At 72.3% G+C, this 15,469-nt stretch carries 16 protein-coding genes; 9 read left to right on the top strand and 7 right to left on the bottom strand.

What is annotated here, in order from left to right:
• Positions 1 to 109: 109 nt before the first annotated feature.
• Positions 110 to 520 carry a peptidoglycan-binding domain-containing protein gene (locus ACIBTU_RS27710; protein WP_399129187.1) on the bottom strand — a complete coding sequence of 137 codons (411 nt, stop codon included), beginning with the start codon at positions 518 to 520 and terminating at the stop codon, positions 110 to 112.
• Between the two features lie 122 nt (positions 521 to 642).
• Between ACIBTU_RS27710 and truA the strand changes: the two genes are divergently transcribed.
• The gene (gene truA / locus ACIBTU_RS27705; RefSeq protein WP_399129186.1) at positions 643 to 1,497 is read left to right on the top strand and encodes a tRNA pseudouridine(38-40) synthase TruA; all 855 of its coding nucleotides are present in this window, start codon (positions 643 to 645) and stop codon (positions 1,495 to 1,497) included.
• Positions 1,498 to 1,519: 22 nt separating this feature from the next.
• On the opposite strand, the gene ACIBTU_RS27700 is transcribed toward truA, so the two are convergent.
• Positions 1,520 to 2,368, bottom strand: coding sequence for a hypothetical protein (locus tag ACIBTU_RS27700; protein WP_399129185.1), 849 nt, complete (start codon positions 2,366 to 2,368; stop codon positions 1,520 to 1,522).
• Between the two features lie 62 nt (positions 2,369 to 2,430).
• Between ACIBTU_RS27700 and ACIBTU_RS27695 the strand changes: the two genes are divergently transcribed.
• The 4 genes from ACIBTU_RS27695 (at position 2,431) to glmM (ending at position 6,316) form a co-directional block, all read left to right on the top strand.
• Positions 2,431 to 3,672, top strand: a complete 1,242-nt coding sequence (locus tag ACIBTU_RS27695) for a glycosyltransferase family 87 protein (RefSeq protein ID WP_399129184.1) — start codon at positions 2,431 to 2,433, stop codon at positions 3,670 to 3,672.
• A 175-nt stretch (positions 3,673 to 3,847) separates the two neighbouring features.
• Positions 3,848 to 4,291 carry a 50S ribosomal protein L13 gene (rplM, locus tag ACIBTU_RS27690; protein ID WP_399129183.1) on the top strand — a complete coding sequence of 148 codons (444 nt, stop codon included), beginning with the start codon at positions 3,848 to 3,850 and terminating at the stop codon, positions 4,289 to 4,291.
• Between the two features lie 44 nt (positions 4,292 to 4,335).
• Complete coding sequence (gene rpsI, locus ACIBTU_RS27685; RefSeq protein ID WP_399129182.1) at positions 4,336 to 4,857, top strand: 30S ribosomal protein S9; 522 nt, start codon at positions 4,336 to 4,338, stop codon at positions 4,855 to 4,857.
• Between the two features lie 100 nt (positions 4,858 to 4,957).
• Positions 4,958 to 6,316, top strand: coding sequence for a phosphoglucosamine mutase (gene glmM / locus ACIBTU_RS27680; protein WP_399129181.1), 1,359 nt, complete (start codon positions 4,958 to 4,960; stop codon positions 6,314 to 6,316).
• A 96-nt stretch (positions 6,317 to 6,412) separates the two neighbouring features.
• Here glmM and ACIBTU_RS27675 read toward each other — a convergent pair whose 3' ends face one another.
• Positions 6,413 to 7,339: a DUF389 domain-containing protein gene (locus tag ACIBTU_RS27675; protein WP_399129180.1), complete on the bottom strand. Its 927-nt coding sequence runs from the start codon at positions 7,337 to 7,339 to the stop codon at positions 6,413 to 6,415.
• 20 nt (positions 7,340 to 7,359) lie between these two features.
• The gene (gene coaA / locus ACIBTU_RS27670; RefSeq protein WP_399129208.1) at positions 7,360 to 8,346 is read right to left on the bottom strand and encodes a type I pantothenate kinase; all 987 of its coding nucleotides are present in this window, start codon (positions 8,344 to 8,346) and stop codon (positions 7,360 to 7,362) included.
• 309 nt (positions 8,347 to 8,655) lie between these two features.
• On the opposite strand from coaA, the gene ACIBTU_RS27665 reads away from it, so the two are divergent.
• From ACIBTU_RS27665 to ACIBTU_RS27655, 3 genes are read left to right on the top strand one after another with little or no spacing between them, the layout of a single operon-like run.
• Positions 8,656 to 8,817, top strand: coding sequence for a hypothetical protein (locus ACIBTU_RS27665; protein WP_399129179.1), 162 nt, complete (start codon positions 8,656 to 8,658; stop codon positions 8,815 to 8,817).
• Between the two features lie 33 nt (positions 8,818 to 8,850).
• On the top strand, positions 8,851 to 10,698 hold the full coding sequence (glmS, locus tag ACIBTU_RS27660; protein ID WP_399129178.1) for a glutamine--fructose-6-phosphate transaminase (isomerizing): 1,848 nt from the start codon (positions 8,851 to 8,853) through the stop codon (positions 10,696 to 10,698).
• Between the two features lie 51 nt (positions 10,699 to 10,749).
• Positions 10,750 to 11,121: a holo-ACP synthase gene (locus ACIBTU_RS27655; protein ID WP_399129177.1), complete on the top strand. Its 372-nt coding sequence runs from the start codon at positions 10,750 to 10,752 to the stop codon at positions 11,119 to 11,121.
• A 201-nt stretch (positions 11,122 to 11,322) separates the two neighbouring features.
• On the opposite strand, the gene ACIBTU_RS27650 is transcribed toward ACIBTU_RS27655, so the two are convergent.
• The 3 genes from ACIBTU_RS27650 to ACIBTU_RS27640 are packed head-to-tail and all read right to left on the bottom strand — an operon-like array spanning position 11,323 to position 14,190.
• On the bottom strand, positions 11,323 to 12,756 hold the full coding sequence (locus ACIBTU_RS27650; RefSeq protein WP_399129176.1) for an NAD(P)H-hydrate dehydratase: 1,434 nt from the start codon (positions 12,754 to 12,756) through the stop codon (positions 11,323 to 11,325).
• A complete protein-coding gene (locus ACIBTU_RS27645) occupies positions 12,743 to 13,612 on the bottom strand; it encodes an alpha/beta fold hydrolase (RefSeq protein WP_399129175.1) in 870 nt (289 codons plus the stop codon). The genes ACIBTU_RS27650 and ACIBTU_RS27645 overlap by 14 nt, the downstream gene beginning before the upstream one ends.
• On the bottom strand, positions 13,609 to 14,190 hold the full coding sequence (locus ACIBTU_RS27640) for a TetR-like C-terminal domain-containing protein (RefSeq protein ID WP_399129207.1): 582 nt from the start codon (positions 14,188 to 14,190) through the stop codon (positions 13,609 to 13,611). Before ACIBTU_RS27640 ends, ACIBTU_RS27645 begins: the two co-directional genes overlap by 4 nt.
• A gap of 142 nt (positions 14,191 to 14,332) precedes the next feature.
• Between ACIBTU_RS27640 and ACIBTU_RS27635 the strand changes: the two genes are divergently transcribed.
• On the top strand, positions 14,333 to 15,355 hold the full coding sequence (locus tag ACIBTU_RS27635; protein WP_399129173.1) for a DUF2993 domain-containing protein: 1,023 nt from the start codon (positions 14,333 to 14,335) through the stop codon (positions 15,353 to 15,355).
• Positions 15,356 to 15,469: the final 114 nt, after the last annotated feature.

Here is a 15,469-nt window from a genome sequence, read left to right as displayed (position 1 = left end):
GCACTCGGCGGTAGATGTCGCAGTCACCACCGAACCCAGAAGGCCCTCACCCATGCAAGCCCCTTGCAGCGTCACCAACGTGCCCGAACAGAACACCTAGGGCCGTGCGTCAGCGGCGGACGGCCTTGTCGCAGCGGCCGAGCCAGGCGCGGTACTTCTCGGAGCCGTCCTTCGGGCCTTCGAGCAGCGTGTCGACGACCTTGTTGACGTTGTCGAACAGGGCGCGGCCGGTCGCGGCGTTCATCTCGCCGTCCCCGGCGAGACGGTGCTTGTGCTGGTAGCGCCCGACGGCGGCCCGGGTCTTGGCGTCGTAGTCGCCGTCGACGGTGACCCGCGGTTCCTGGAACCAGTTCACCGCCTGCTGCACGCAGCGGGCCTCGGGTTCGGAGACGGCGGCGCGGGTCGGATGCGCGCCGGAGCGGTCGTCGGAGTCGGAGCCCGAGCCGGTGCAGGCGGTCAGGCCGGCGGCGAGGACGGCGGTGGCGAGAGCCGCCGCGGCACGCGTGGTCCACTTGTTCATGGTTCCCCCTGGAGCAGGTGGTCGATCTGGTCGATCTGGTCGATCTTGGTCTGTGCAGGGGGACGCCCGGCCGCGCCGGTCAGTTGCGGTCGGGGCGGAAGTTCGACAGGAGGCATGAACCGGTGACCGATGAGGCAGCTCCCGGAACCGTACGCGTACGGCTGGATCTCTCGTACGACGGGACGGACTTCTCCGGATGGGCCAAGCAGGCCGGCGGGCGGCGCACCGTGCAGGGGGAGATCGAGGACGCGCTGCGCACCGTCACCCGCTCGCAGCGGACGTACGAGCTGACGGTGGCCGGGCGGACCGACGCCGGGGTGCACGCGCGCGGCCAGGTGGCCCATGTGGACCTGCCCGACGAGGTGTGGGCCGAGCACCGGGAGAAGCTGCTCAAGCGGCTCGCGGGGCGGCTGTCCAAGGACGTACGGGTCTGGTCGGTGGCCGAGGCGCCGAGCGGGTTCAACGCGCGCTTCTCGGCGATCTGGCGACGCTACGCGTACCGCGTGACCGATCTGCCCGGCGGTGTCGATCCGCTGTTGCGGGGTCATGTCCTGTGGCACGACTGGCCGTTGGACGTCGACGCGATGAACGCGGCCGCCGAGCGGCTCCTGGGGGAGCACGACTTCGCGGCGTACTGCAAGAAGCGTGAGGGCGCCACGACGATCCGGACCCTGCAGGAGCTGAGTCTCGTGCGCGGGGACGACGGGATCGTCACGGCGACCGTGCGGGCCGACGCCTTCTGCCACAACATGGTGCGCTCGCTGATCGGCGCCCTGCTGTTCGTCGGCGACGGGCACCGGCCGAGCGACTGGCCCGGCAAGGTGCTCGCCGCCGGGGTGCGCGACTCGGCCGTGCACGTGGTCCGGCCGCACGGCCTGACCCTGGAGGAAGTCGGTTACCCGGCCGACGAGTTGCTCGCCGCCCGCAACAAGGAGGCGCGCAACAAGCGGACGCTGCCGGGCTCCGGCTGCTGCTGACGCGCGGTCAGGGGGCGGGCGGTCAGCCCGCCGTGGCCGCCGCCGAGGCCTGCGTCTGGCCGCGCCGCTGGATCTGCTGGTAGGTGAACGCGCGCAGGTTGTCGCCGAGCGTGAACAGCGTCGTGTCCTTCTTCGTGGCGTCCTTGCCGTTGGTCAGGCCGCCGTTGGTGACGTACATGTACCGGCCGTGCGAGTTGGACGTCTGGCGGCAGATCGTGGTGCGGCAGAAGGTGGGCACGCCGGAGCCGGACAGGGAGACCACGGCGCCGCGCAGCTTGTACTCCGAGGCGGCCTTGGTGGCCTTCGCCTTCGTGTCGAACACGGCCACGCCGATCGTCACCGCGGTGTCGCCCTTGGTGTAGGTGGCGCGGATCATCTGCGTGCAGTCGTTCTTCTTCAGTACGCCGGCCAGGGCGCCCTGCGCGGCCGAGGAGCAGTCCTTGGTGTGGGTCGAGGGGCCCTTCGTGTAGACGTTGCCGCCCATCGTCAGGGTCTTGCCCGGGTAGAGGGTGTCCTCGTTCAGCGGCGCCCGGTCCTTGTCGGCGCTGTCGATGAAGTCGTCGGGGTCGAGCGGGGGCGGCGGGGTCGTCGCCTCGAAGGACGGGCCCGGCGTCCTGCCCTCGCTGGGGATGTCGGCGGTACTGGGCAGTTGCTCGGCCGGCTTGTTCCCCGCCTCGCTGTCCTTGTTCGCCGAGACGATGCCCCACGCGACGAGGGAGCCGACCGCGAGGGTCGCCGCGACGGCGCCGCCGATCATCAGCCAGCGGCGTTTGCGTGCGCGGGCCTCGGATGCCTCGGCGAGGGCTGCCCAGTCCGGGGTGGATCCGTTGTCTTCGGGGCCCCACGGGGCTCCCCCTTGCCCGAAACTCATGCGGCGCATCTTACGGGGAGCGGTCCCCGCGCCCCTAGGGAGCTTGACATACCGTTAGCTCCATGAATCAGGCCAGATCGCCTATTTCGTCCTGCTTGTTGAGGCCTGCCTCCCGGCTCGGGTGGGTCGTGCTCGGGGTCGTGCTCGTCGCCGTTCCCCTGCACTCCTCCCTGCGCAGTGTCGCCGGCGGAATGGACAACGGGATCGTCGTGCAGGCCGCGCGGGTGTGGCTGGACGGAGGGTCTCCGTACGCGGATCCGCACTTCCTGTACTTCCCGAGCGCCGTGCTCGCCGCCGTGCCGCAGGCGCTCGTGCCGGTCGGGGTGCTGCGGGCCTGTGTGCCCGCGCTGGTGACCTGCGGGCTCGCCGGGGCGTGGGCGGCGGCGCTGCGGCTGTACGGGGTGCCGTGGCGGAGCCGGTTCGCCGTGGGCGGGCTGCTCGCGCTCGCGCTCGGGTTCGCGCCCTTCGCCCACCTCGTCACCCTCGGGAACTGGACCGTGACCGCCGCGGTGGCGCTGCCCTGCGCCCTGCTGCTCGCCGTATGGGAGCGCTGGCTCGCGGCCGGGCTCGTGCTCGGGGCGGCCCTGGCGCTGAAGCCGCTGCTCGCCCCGGTCGCGCTCCTCTTCGTCCTCGCGCGGCGCTGGAAGGGGCTCGCGGCGATGGTCCTGGTCCCCGTCGTGGCCTCGCTGGGCGCCGCCCTGGCCATGCCGGACCCGGCGGGCTTCGTCACCCGCACCCTGCCCTTCCTGCTGCGCGGCGGCGACGGCTTCGTACGGCTCTACGAGGCCTCGCCCGGGGCCGTGCTCGCGCGGCTCGGGCTGCCGGCGCCCCTGGCGGGCGGGATCGCGCTCGTGGGGGCCGCCACCGGGGTGTGGTGCGCGACGCGGCGCTGGGGGAGGGGCGACCGGACGCCGGCCCGGCTCTCCGAGACGGCGACGCTGCTGATGCTGTCCGCGTTCCTGGTCTCCCGGCCCTCCTACGACCACTATCTGCTGGTCGCCGTGCCGCTCCTGGTCGCCGGGGCGACGGCGGCGGGCGCCGCGGCGGGGAGCCCCTGGTTCTGGGCGGTGCTGCTGCCGCAGGTGCCGGGGCTCGCCTGGCCCTGGCTGGACACCGGGACGCGCCGGGCGTTCCTGGACTGCGCGACCCTGTGCGGGCTGGTGCTGACCGTCGGGCTCCGCGGTGCGCGCCGGGCCCCGCTCGCCCCGGAGGCTGCCGGTGAGGCGGGAGCGCCCACGGTCCCCGGCGCGAGGGACGACGACCCCGTTTTGACCCGTCCGGGGCGGCGCGGGTATTCTGCCTAGTCGTTATGTGTATCGGCGTGCTCATTCTCGTGTGAGAGGCCGGTGCACGGGTTCCCTGGAGCAGTTACCAGTGGGCGGCATACGGGCGCTGAACCCGGCACTGTCGTCCCCAGCTGCACGATCGCTTCAGTGATGCCATGTTCAGCACCCATCCACTGAAGAAGAAGGCTGCAAAGTGCGTACGTTCAGCCCTAAGCCCGGCGATGTGTCCCGCCAGTGGCTCGTCATTGACGCTCAGGACGTCGTCCTGGGCCGTCTGGCCACCACTGCCGCGACCCTCCTGCGTGGCAAGCACAAGCCGACCTATGCTCCGCACATGGACATGGGCGACTTCGTCGTCATCGTCAACGCCGACAAGGTTCACCTGTCCGGCAACAAGAAGACCCAGAAGATGGCGTACCGCCACTCCGGCTACCCGGGTGGTCTGCGTTCGGTGCGCTACGACGAGCTCCTCGAGAAGAACCCCGAGAAGGCCGTCGAGAAGGCCATCAAGGGCATGCTTCCGAAGAACACGCTCGGCCGTCAGATGCTCTCGAAGCTGAAGGTCTACTCGGGCGACCAGCACCCCCACGCTGCCCAGCAGCCGGTGCCGTTCGAGATCACCCAGGTCGCGCAGTAGTTCCGGCCACACCCCCTAAGACAGAAAAGAATCTGAGGAGAATCGTGGCCGAGACCACTGCCGAGACGCCGGTCGAAGAGACCGAGATCGTCGACGTCGAGAGCTACACCACCGAGTCGGACGCGCCCGTCGAGGGCGAGTACACCTCGGAGTCCAACCCGGCCCGCTTCGGTGACCCGCAGCCGGCCGCCGGCCTGGGCCGCCGCAAGAACGCCATCGCGCGCGTTCGCATCGTGCCCGGCACCGGCAAGTGGAAGGTCAACGGGCGCACGCTCGAGGACTACTTCCCGAACAAGGTCCACCAGCAGGAAGTCAACGAGCCCTTCAAGGTGCTCGAGCTCGACGGCCGCTACGACGTCATCGCCCGCATCGCGGGTGGCGGTGTCTCCGGTCAGGCCGGCGCCCTGCGCCTCGGCGTGGCCCGCGCGCTGAACGAGGCCGACGTCGAGAACAACCGCCCGGCGCTGAAGAAGGCCGGTTACCTCAAGCGTGACGACCGTGCGGTCGAGCGCAAGAAGGCCGGTCTCAAGAAGGCCCGCAAGGCCCCGCAGTACAGCAAGCGCTAAATCTCGCGCTGCCTGCTTGTTTTTCCCGTTCGCCCCGGCGGCACCTTCCGTGCCGCCGGGGCGTTCGGCTTATGGACGACGAAGTTGTGGAGGACACCAAGTGGGACGACTCTTCGGCACGGACGGCGTGCGCGGTGTCGCCAACGCGGATCTGACGGCCGAGCTGGCGCTCGGCCTCTCGGTCGCCGCCGCGCACGTGCTCGGCGAGGCGGGTTCGTTCGCGGGGCACCGTCCGGTCGCGGTCGTCGGCCGTGATCCGCGGGCCTCGGGCGAGTTCCTGGAGGCCGCGGTCGTCGCCGGCCTGGCCAGCGCGGGCGTCGACGTCCTGCGCGTCGGTGTGCTGCCCACCCCCGCGGTGGCGTACCTCACCGGTGCGCTGGGAGCCGACCTCGGCGTGATGCTCTCCGCGAGCCACAACGCGATGCCGGACAACGGGATCAAGTTCCTCGCCCGCGGCGGCCACAAGCTGGACGACGCCCTCGAGGACCGCATCGAGTCCGTCTACGAGGAGCACCGCACCGGCGCACCCTGGGACCGGCCCACCGGTGCCGGCGTCGGCCGCGTGAAGTCCTACGACGAGGGCCTCGACCAGTACGTCGCCCACCTCGTCGGCGTCCTGCCGAACCGGCTCGAGGGCCTGAAGATCGTCCTCGACGAGGCGCACGGTGCCGCCGCGCGGGTCTCCCCGGAGGCGTTCACCCGGGCCGGCGCCGAGATCGTCACGATCGGCGCCGAGCCGGACGGGCTGAACATCAACGACGGGTGCGGCTCCACGCACCTGGACCTGCTGAAGGCCGCCGTCATCGAGCACGGCGCGCACTTCGGCATCGCCCACGACGGGGACGCGGACCGCTGCCTCGCCGTGGACCACACCGGTTCCGAGGTCGACGGCGACCAGATCATGGCCGTCCTCGCGATCGCCCTGCGCGAGCGCGGTGTGCTGCGCCAGGACACGCTGGTCGCGACCGTCATGTCCAACCTCGGGCTGAAGCTGGCCATGGAGCGCGAGGGCATCACCCTCGTGCAGACCGCCGTCGGCGACCGGTACGTGCTGGAGAACATGAAGGAGCACGGGTTCGCGCTGGGCGGCGAGCAGTCCGGGCACGTCATCGCGCTCGACCACGCGACGACCGGTGACGGGACGCTGACGGGGCTGCTGCTGGCCGCGCGGGTCGCGCAGACGGGGCGTAGCCTCCAGGAGCTCGCCTCCGTCATGGAGCGGCTGCCTCAGGTGCTCATCAATGTGCCGGACGTGGACAAGTCGCGGGTCGGCACGTCTGCTGCGCTGGCTTCGGCGGTGTCTGATGCGGAGGGTGAGTTGGGCAGCACGGGGCGGGTGCTGCTCCGGCCCTCCGGGACGGAGCCGTTGGTTCGGGTCATGGTCGAGGCCGCCGATATCGAGCAGGCTCGGTCGGTTGCCGGGCGGTTGGCCGACGCCGTCAAGTCGGCGCTCGGTTAGGCGTCTGCCTGGTTGATCTGCGCGGCCGGCTCACGCGCCGTCGTGGCTGGTCGCGCAGTTCCCCGCGCCCCTGAAATGCACACTTCGTGTGCCCTTTCAGGGGCGCTTCTTCTTGGCCCAGAACCACTTCTGGAGGAGCAGGGTTGTGGTGCCCGCCAGGATGATGCCCAGGAGGTTCAGGAGGAGTTGTTCCGTGGAGCCCCAGGTCTGGTCCACGTCGCGGTAGCCGAGGGCCACCGCCGCGTTCGCCGCCGCCGGGACCGTCGTCACGGAGATCGCCACGCCGACCATCGCGCCCGACTTCGTCGAGGTGAGGGAGAGGACTCCGGCCGCGCCCGCGAGGACCGCCACCACGAACGAGAACCAGTCGGGGGCGTAGATGAAGCCCGTGTTGGGGCGCTTCGCCTCCAACTGGGCCTCGCTGAAGAGGTTCACGGCGTCCATGAAGTGGGCGAAGCCGACCGTCACCGCCATCGCCACCGCGAAGCCCACGAGCAGCGCGGTCAGGGAGCGCAGGGCCAGGCGCGGGGCGCGCTGGACCAGGGCCGTGCAGATGCCGGCGAGCGGGCCGAACTCCGGGCCGACCGCCATCGCGCCCACGATCAGGATCGCGTTGTCGAGGACGACGCCGCACGCCGCGATCATGGTGGCGATGGTGAGGAACGCCAGATAGGTCCAGCTGAGCGTGGACTCCTCGTGGGTGGCGTCCGTGAGATGGGCCCAGAGCACGGCGTCGGCGCCCTCGCCCGGGGCGTCGTCCTCGGCCCGGTCGGCGCGGTCCGACAGGGACAGGTCGATGTTCTCGACGGCGATCGAGCCGTCGGTCTCGATGCCCAGGCCGCTCAGCCCGAGGAGGAGTTCGTCGCAGGCCTCACGGGCGACGTCGCACATGACGACGTCGCCCGACGGGTCGCGGGCGGCGCCCGGGAGCACCACGAGGTGCGTGGTGCCGACGGTCTCCTCGATGAGACGCACCGCGTCGTCCGTCGTCCGGGCGGGCGTGATCAGGCGCAGATGCAGCATGCGCGTACGGTAGCCGCCGCTCAGAGTTTGCGGAGCCGCAGGCGCTGCACCTTGTGGTCGGACCCCTTGCGGATGACGAGACCGGCGCGGCCGCGGGTGGGGGCCACGTTCTCCAGGAGGTTGGGCTTGTTGACGGTGCGCCAGGTCGTGCGCGCGTAGTCGAGCGCCTCCTCCTCCGACACCTGCGTGTACTTCCGGAAGTACGAGGACGGGTCCTGGAAGGCCGTCGCGCGCAGCTTCAGGAAGCGGTTGAGGTACCAGCGCTCGATGTCCTCGGCCTTCGCGTCCACGTACACGCTGAAGTCGAAGTAGTCGGCGAGGCCGACGCGGGTGCGGCCGTCCTTGCCGGGCAGGGCGGGCTGGAGCACGTTGATGCCCTCGACGATGAGGATGTCGGGGCGGCGCACGGTCAGCTTCTGGCCGGGCACGATGTCGTAGATCAGGTGGGAGTAGACGGGGGCGGTGACCTCGTCCTTGCCCGCCTTGATGTCGGCGACGAAGCGGGTCAGGGCGCGGCGGTCGTAGGACTCCGGGAAGCCCTTCCTGGCCATCAGGCCGCGCGCCTCCAGCTCCTTGGTGGGCAGCAGGAAGCCGTCGGTGGTGACGCGCTCGACGCGCGGGTGCTCGGGCCAGCGGGAGAGCAGGGCCTGGAGCAGGCGGGCCACGGTGGACTTGCCGACGGCGACCGAGCCGGCGACCCCTATGACGAAGGGGGTGCCGGACTGGGTGCCCTTCTCGCCGAGGAACGTGTTGAGCGCGCCGCGCAGGCCGTCGGTGGCGCCCACGTAGAGGTTCAGCAGCCGGGAGAGCGGCAGGTAGATGTCGCGGACCTCGTCGAGATCGATCACGTCGCCGAGGCCGCGCAACCGTTCGAGCTCCTCGGCGGTCAGAGGCAGCGGCGTCTTGTCGCGCAGGGCGCTCCATTCACTGCGGGTGAGGTCGACGTAGGGAGTCGCCTCCGGCCGTTGCCGGTGGGCGCTCCGGGAAGTCGCGGATCGTGGAGCCAGGGGCTCGGAGACCGGAGAGATCACAGTTCATTGTTACGGCTGTGTGGCGAGATCGGAGGGTGGGGTCCGTCACGCTCGGTCGCTCCCCGACATGTCACAGGTTCTCAACAGGTATGGACCTGTTGCGCAACTGACGGGTACGTTTCCGACACCTGTACGGGCCATCTACGCCGTACAGGGAGGGAGGGGAGCCCGATGAGTGTGTTTCGCATGCCCGGATTCGGACGAAGGAAGAGATCAGGCCGTGCCCGGCGCGGCCGGCGAACGGGGGAGGTGGGGAAGACGGCCAGAACGGCATGGGCAGGTCAGGTGATCAGTGACCTGGCGCAGGAGCTGCCCGACGAGGACATCGGCGAGGACCTGGACGACTGTCTGGACTTCTACCGCAGAGGGAGCAAGCCGCCCGGGGAGGAGGACGAGTACCTGGACCTCCTGGAGGACGCGCGCGACCGGCTGGAGGGCGGGTACTGAACCTGGGCGCGGGTCAGCCCTAGGCTGCGCCCTATGTGCGGAATCGTGGGATACGTAGGGTCGCAGTCGGCGCTGGACGTGGTCCTGGCCGGACTGAAGAGGCTGGAGTACCGGGGGTACGACTCCGCCGGTGTGGCCGTGCTCGCCGACGGGTCGCTCGCCGCGGCCAAGAAGGCGGGCAAGCTGGCCAATCTGGAGAAGGAACTGGTGGACCGGCCGCTGCCGGCCGGTGCCACCGGGATCGGACACACCCGCTGGGCCACCCACGGCGGCCCGACCGACACCAACGCGCACCCGCACCTCGACAACGCGGGCCGGGTCGCCGTCGTCCACAACGGGATCATCGAGAACTTCGCCGCGCTGCGCGAGGAGCTCGCCGGGCGCGGTCACGCGCTGGCCTCCGAGACCGACACCGAGGTCGTGTCCCACCTGCTCGCCGAGGAGTACTCGGCGAGCGGGGACCTCGCCGAGGCGATGCGGCTCGTGTGCCTGCGCCTCGAAGGCGCGTTCACGCTGGTCGCGGCGCACGCGGACGAGCCCGACGTGGTCGTCGGCGCGCGCCGGAACTCGCCGCTCGTGGTCGGGGTCGGGGAGGGCGAGGCGTTCCTCGCCTCGGACGTCTCCGCGTTCATCGCGCACACCCGCTCCGCGATCGAGCTCGGCCAGGACCAGGTCGTCGAGCTGCGGCGGGACGCGGTGACCGTGACCGGCTTCGACGGGCTGCCCGCCGAGGTGCGGCACTACCACGTCGACTGGGACGCCTCCGCCGCCGAGAAGGGCGGCTACGACTACTTCATGCTCAAGGAGATCGCCGAGCAGCCGAAGGCCGTCGCGGACACGCTCCTCGGGCGGATCGGCTCCGAGGGGCAGCTCACCCTGGACGAGCTGCGGATCCCGCCGCAGGTGCTGCGGATGGTCGACAAGGTCGTCATCGTGGCGTGCGGGACCGCCTTCCACGCGGGGCTCATCGCCAAGTACGCCATCGAGCACTGGACCCGGATCCCGTGCGAGGTCGAGCTGGCCAGCGAGTTCCGCTACCGGGACCCGATCCTCGACGCCCGCTCGCTCGTCATCGCGATCTCCCAGTCCGGCGAGACGATGGACACGCTGATGGCGCTGCGGCACGCGCGCGAGCAGGGCGCGACGGTGCTGGCCATCTGCAACACCAACGGGTCGACGATCCCGCGCGAGTCCGACGCGGTCCTCTACACGCACGCCGGCCCGGAGGTCGCCGTCGCCTCCACGAAGGCCTTCCTCACACAGCTCGTCGCCTGCTACCTGGTGGCGCTGTACCTGGGGCAGGTGCGGGGCACCAAGTGGGCCGACGAGATCCTCGCCGTCGTACGGGACCTCGCGCGGATCGGCGAGGAGGTCGAACGGGTCCTGGAGACGATGGAGCCCGTACGGGAGCTGGCGCGGTCGCTGGCCGCGCACGACACCGTGCTGTTCCTGGGCCGGCACGTCGGCTATCCGGTGGCCCTGGAGGGCGCGCTCAAGCTCAAGGAGCTGGCGTACATGCACGCGGAGGGCTTCGCGGCGGGCGAGCTCAAGCACGGGCCGATCGCGCTGATCGAGCCCGGCCTCCCGGTGGTCGTGGTCGTCCCGTCCCCGCGCGGGCGCTCCGTGCTTCACGACAAGATCGTCTCCAACATCCAGGAGATCCGGGCCCGCGGCGCCCGCACCATCGTGATCGCCGAGGAGGGCGACGAGGCCGTCGTCCCGTACGCCGACCATCTCGTCCGCGTCCCGGTGACGCCGACCCTGCTGCAGCCGCTGGTCGCGACCGTGCCGCTCCAGGTGTTCGCCTGCGAGCTGGCGACGGCCCGCGGCAACGAGGTCGACCAGCCGCGCAACCTGGCGAAGTCGGTGACCGTGGAATGACGGACCCGGCGGGGCGCGGACCAGGGTTCCGTCGGTCGTAGGGTGCTCGGCATGAGCATCATCGGGGTCGGAATCGACGTGGCCGAGATCGAGCGGTTCGCGGCGTCGCTGGAGCGGACGCCGGGGCTGGCCGGGCGGTTGTTCCTGCCGGACGAGCTGCTGCTGCCCAGCGGGGAGCGGCGCGGGGTGGCCTCCTTGGCCGCGCGGTTCGCGGCCAAGGAGGCGATCGCCAAGGCGCTCGGGGCGCCGGCCGGGCTGCACTGGACCGATGCGGAGGTCTGGGTCGAGTCCAGTGGGCAGCCCCGTATGCGGGTGACCGGGACGGTGGCGGCCCGGGCCGCGGAGCTCGGCGTGCGGTCGTTCCATGTGTCCCTGAGCCATGACGCTGGGGTGGCGTCGGCGGTGGTGGTGGCGGAGGGGTGAGGCGGGTTCTCCGGCTGCGGGTGCGTGGGGGCTGGTCGCGCAGTTCCCCGCGCCCCTGAAATGCAGACGCTTCGCGTCACATTTCCCCGATGAGGAGCGCCCCTGAGATGGAGCACGAAGTGCGCATCTCAGGGGCGCGGGGAACTGCGCGACCAGCCACGACCCTGCGGCAGTCGCGCGACAGCCGCACGTGGCAGCCCCCTACTGGCGGACGTCTTGCCAGGCCGTGGGGATCGCCATCGCCACGTCCTGGGCGGAGACAGGCGCGCCCTGGGCCGCGTGGCGGGCGGCCAGACCGTGGAGGTGGGCGGCGACCGAGGCCGCGTCCAGGGCGGTGAGCCCCGCCGCCAGGAGGGACCCGGCCAGGCCCGAGAGGACGTCGCCGCTGCCGGCCGTGGCCAGCCACGCCGTGCCGGTGGGGTTCACCCGGACCGGGGCCCCGGGGGCGGGCGTCGCGATCAGGGTCGTCGAGCCCTTCAGGAGCACCGTCGCGGCGTACGCGTCGGCCAACTGCCGTACGGAGGCGAGGCGTCGGGCCTCCACCTCCGCGCGGTCCACGCCCAGCAGCGCCGCGGCCTCGCCCGCGTGCGGGGTGAGGACCGTGGGGGCCGTGCGGGCGCGCACCGTGGCGCGGTCCGCGAGGCGCAGGCCGTCCGCGTCGATGAGCACCGGGACGTCCGAGGCGAGGACGTCCGCCAGGCCCGAGGCGTCGTCACCGAGGCCGGGGCCGATCACCCAGGACTGGACGCGGCCCGCCTTCGCCGGGGGACCGGCCGAGACCAGGGTCTCCGGGAAGCGGGCCAGGACCGCGTCGGCGGCCGGGCCGACGTACCGGACCGCGCCCGCGCCGCCGTGCAGCGCGCCCGCCACCGCGAGCACGGCCGCGCCGGGATAGCGGGCCGAACCGGCGACGACGCCGACGACACCGCGCCGGTACTTGTCGCTCTCGCCGGTCGGTTCCGGGAGCAGCGCGGCCACGTCCGCGTACTGCAGGGACTCCGCGACGGCGCCGTCCGGCGGCAGGTCGAGGCCGATGTCGACGAGACGGAGGGCGCCCGCGTACGCGCGTGCCGGGTCGACGAGCAGGCCCGGCTTGTACGTGCCGAAGGTGACCGTCGCGTCGGCCCGCACCGCGTCCCCGTGCACCTCGCCCGTGTCCGCGTCCACGCCGCTGGGCAGGTCCACGGCCACGACGAGGCCCCGTACGTGGGTCAGCAGCTCGGCCGCGCGGGGGCGCAGGCCGCCGCGGCCGCCGATGCCCACGATGCCGTCGAGCACGAGGTCGGCGCGGGCCGCGGCCGAGGGGGCGGTGTCGTGCTCGGCGTCCAGTACGGTGCCGCCCGCCGCGCGCAGGGCGGCGAGGCCGCCGGGGTGGGCGCGGTCCGGGCTGAGCAGCAGCGCGGTGACGCCCGCGCCGCGCCGGGCCAGGCGGGCGCCCGCGTACAGCGCGTCGCCGCCGTTGTCGCCCGAGCCGGCCAGGACGGTGACACGGGCGCCGTACACCTTCCCGAGCAGCTCGGCGCAGGCCGCGGCGAGGCCCGCGGCGGCCCGCTGCATCAGCGCGCCCTCGGGCAGCCGCGCCATCAGCGCGCGTTCGGCGGACCTGACCGTCTCCACATCGTCAGCACGTCGCATGTCGTCGAGTGTCTCCCAGGAGGTGGGAGCGCAGCAGCCCGGCGGTGCGGGCGGGGTGGGTGGACCAGCCGTTGTGCGCGCCGGGGTACAGGGCGGGGGTGAGGCCCAGTTTCCCGGCGATCAGGGTCGCGGGACGGCTCGGCAGATGGGGGCGGGTCCGCTCGCCCACGGCCAGGGTCAGGCGCCCGGCGAGCCGGGACAGCGCGGCGAGATCCGGCTCGTACGCGGCGAAGGAACGGAACTCGTGGCGGATCGCCGACGGCGCGTTCGCCGCAAGGCGTCGCATCATCTCGGCGGTACGCGGCGAGGGCGCGCCGTCGGACTCCGGCGCGGGCAGCATCACCGGGCCGACGCCGCGCAGGAACCGCTCGCCCGCGGCGGCCAGGCCCTCGGACTCGAGCGTCTCGTACACCTCCTGGAACAGGGCCAGATGCTCCGCCGCGTCGGGCAGCACGCTCCACGACGGCGGCTCGTGCGCCACCGCCGCGCGGACCCGCTCGGGGAACCGGGCCAGCAGGTCCAGGGTGACGATCGCGCCGCTGGAGGCCCCGGCCACGTACGCGGCCGCGTCCGGGGACACCGCGTCGAGCAGGCGTCGCGCGTCCTCGGCGTGCGCGGACACCCGCTGCTCGGAGTCCGGGGCGTCCCGGGCGCTGCGGGAGTAGCCGCGCGGGTCGTGCGTGATCACGGTGAACGTGTCCGCGAGGGCGTCCGCCACCGGGTCCAGGACGGCCGCGTCGCCGCCCGCGCCGGGGAGCAGGAGGAGCGCCGGGCCCGCGCCCCGGATCTCGTAGTGGAGAGTTGCGCCGGGTACGGGGAGGCGGTGCGGGGTGGTCGACTCGCCTGCGGTGATCAACGGTCCTGTCCTTCCGGCCAGTTGGAGAGCATGACGTGCAGGGCCTCCAGGGCGTTGGCCCACGTGTCCTCGACGTCCCGGGAGTGGCGGAAGCCGCCCGCGAGCTCGAGCGTGACGAAGCCGTGGAACGTGCTGCGCAGCACGCGGCCCGCGTCCGTCAGCGCCGGTTCGCTCAGGCCGTAGCCCTGCAACAGCGCGTAGGTGCAGGTCAGGTTGCGGCGCAGTGCCGGGTGCTCGTCGAAGACCTCGGGGTCGAGCTCGAGCTGCGTCGCCGCGTACCGGCCCGGGTGCGCGAGGGCGAAACCCCGGTACGCGTGCGCGAAGGCGAGCAGCGCCTCACGGCCCGCGCGGCCCGCGAGGGCGTCCGCGATCCGCTCGGAGAGGTCGAGCCCGGACCGGATCGCGACCCGGGTGCTCAGGTCGGAGAGGCCGCGGACATGGGCGTACAGGCTGGCGTCCTTCACGCCGAAGCCGCGGGCCAGCGCCGCGATGGTGAGGTGCTCGAAGCCGACGGTGTCCGCGAGGTCGGCGGCGGCCGCCACCACCCGCTCCGTCGTCAGACCTGCCCGCGCCATCATCATCGCCGCGCCCCGTTCTTCCGCGAGTGCTCCATTAACCTAGTGGCCCTAGGTTAATGGCTAGGGTACCTAGATTGTGAAGGGAACGGTGGGGAGAAAAGGGGGTTCGACCCGTCCGGGCGGCCCGTGATCGCATGGGCCGGTGACTTCCGAGATACCGACCTCAGACGACACGAAGCGCATCCCGAACGCCCGGCGGGCCGAGGAGAAACCGGAGCCGGAGGCGGAGACGGAGACGGTGCCTCGCCGCCGAGGGCGACGCGTACTGAAGCTCCTCGCCGGGGCGGCGGTCGTCCTCGCGTTCCTGGCCGTCGCCGACCGCTGGGCCGTGCTCTACGCCCAGGACCTCGCGGGGGAACAGGTCCGGAAATCCCTGAAGCTGAAGGCCGCGCCCGAGGTGCGGATCGACGGCTTCCCGTTCCTCACGCAGGTCGCGGCCGGTGACCTCGACCGGGTCCAGGTCACGATCCCCGACCTCGGCGCCGGTCCGGTGTCGATCGCGCGGGTCGAGGCCACCGTCGACGACATCCGGATCGTGGGCTGGCCCACGGGCGTCGACGGCGTGGACCTCGGGAAGGTCCGCGGCGACATCCTGCTCGACTTCGACGACCTGACCCGGGAGGTCGGGGCCTCCCAGGTCCGCCTGGCCCCGGGCCGCGAGCGCGGCTCGGTCCTCGCCCGGGGGCGGATCCCGGTCGCCGGTACGGAGGTCGACGTACGGGCCGACGCGCAGGTGCGCCGGGAGGGCCGTAAGGGTGTCGCCCTCACCGTGGCGAACACGCGGCTCGTCGTCCCGGACGTCCTCACGTACACGCCGGGCAAGGGCGGGGGGCTGCAACTGGCCGCGCCGGCCACGGGTCGGATGGACCGTGCCGAGTTCGAGGACGCCACGGGTGAACGGCTCGTCCCCGGGCGGATGTTGAAGGGCCGGGCGGTGGACGCGCTGGTCGAGCACCCGGCCCTGCTGAAGCCAGCCGGTATCGACCCGTCGCTGCTCCGGGGGCTTCAGAAGGCTCGGGAGCCGAAGGTGGCGGAGGCGATGGAGTTCTCGGCGACGTTGCCCTCCGGGTTGCCGGGTGACCTTGGGCTCCGGCGGTTGTCGGTGACCTCGGGTGGGATCCGTGCGGAGCTCGCGGGCGCGGGCGTGAGCGTCCCCTCGCCGTAGCTCCGCTTCTTCGTCGCCGGCTGCGGGCCGGTGGGGGCTGGTCGCGGGGGGGGCCCCCCCCCCCCGGGGGGGCCCGGGGGGGCCGCGGGGGGGGGCGCGGGGGGCGGGGCGCGG

This window comes from Streptomyces sp. NPDC050145, from assembly GCF_044460245.1.
GTDB lineage: Bacteria > Actinomycetota > Actinomycetes > Streptomycetales > Streptomycetaceae > Streptomyces.
Note: the sequence above shows the minus strand (reverse complement) of the source record. Positions and strands in the feature narration are given on the sequence as shown.

Coding starts and splice junctions, on each gene's coding strand:
- ACIBTU_RS27710 (WP_399129187.1), bottom strand. CDS start 520: ATGAACAAGTGGACCACGCGTGCCGCGGCGGCTCTCGCCACCGCCGTC.
- ACIBTU_RS27655 (WP_399129177.1), top strand. CDS start 10,750: ATGAGCATCATCGGGGTCGGAATCGACGTGGCCGAGATCGAGCGGTTC.
- ACIBTU_RS27695 (WP_399129184.1), top strand. CDS start 2,431: ATGAATCAGGCCAGATCGCCTATTTCGTCCTGCTTGTTGAGGCCTGCC.
- ACIBTU_RS27675 (WP_399129180.1), bottom strand. CDS start 7,339: ATGCTGCATCTGCGCCTGATCACGCCCGCCCGGACGACGGACGACGCG.
- ACIBTU_RS27640 (WP_399129207.1), bottom strand. CDS start 14,190: ATGATGGCGCGGGCAGGTCTGACGACGGAGCGGGTGGTGGCGGCCGCC.
- ACIBTU_RS27700 (WP_399129185.1), bottom strand. CDS start 2,368: ATGAGTTTCGGGCAAGGGGGAGCCCCGTGGGGCCCCGAAGACAACGGA.
- glmS (WP_399129178.1), top strand. CDS start 8,851: ATGTGCGGAATCGTGGGATACGTAGGGTCGCAGTCGGCGCTGGACGTG.
- ACIBTU_RS27650 (WP_399129176.1), bottom strand. CDS start 12,756: ATGCGACGTGCTGACGATGTGGAGACGGTCAGGTCCGCCGAACGCGCG.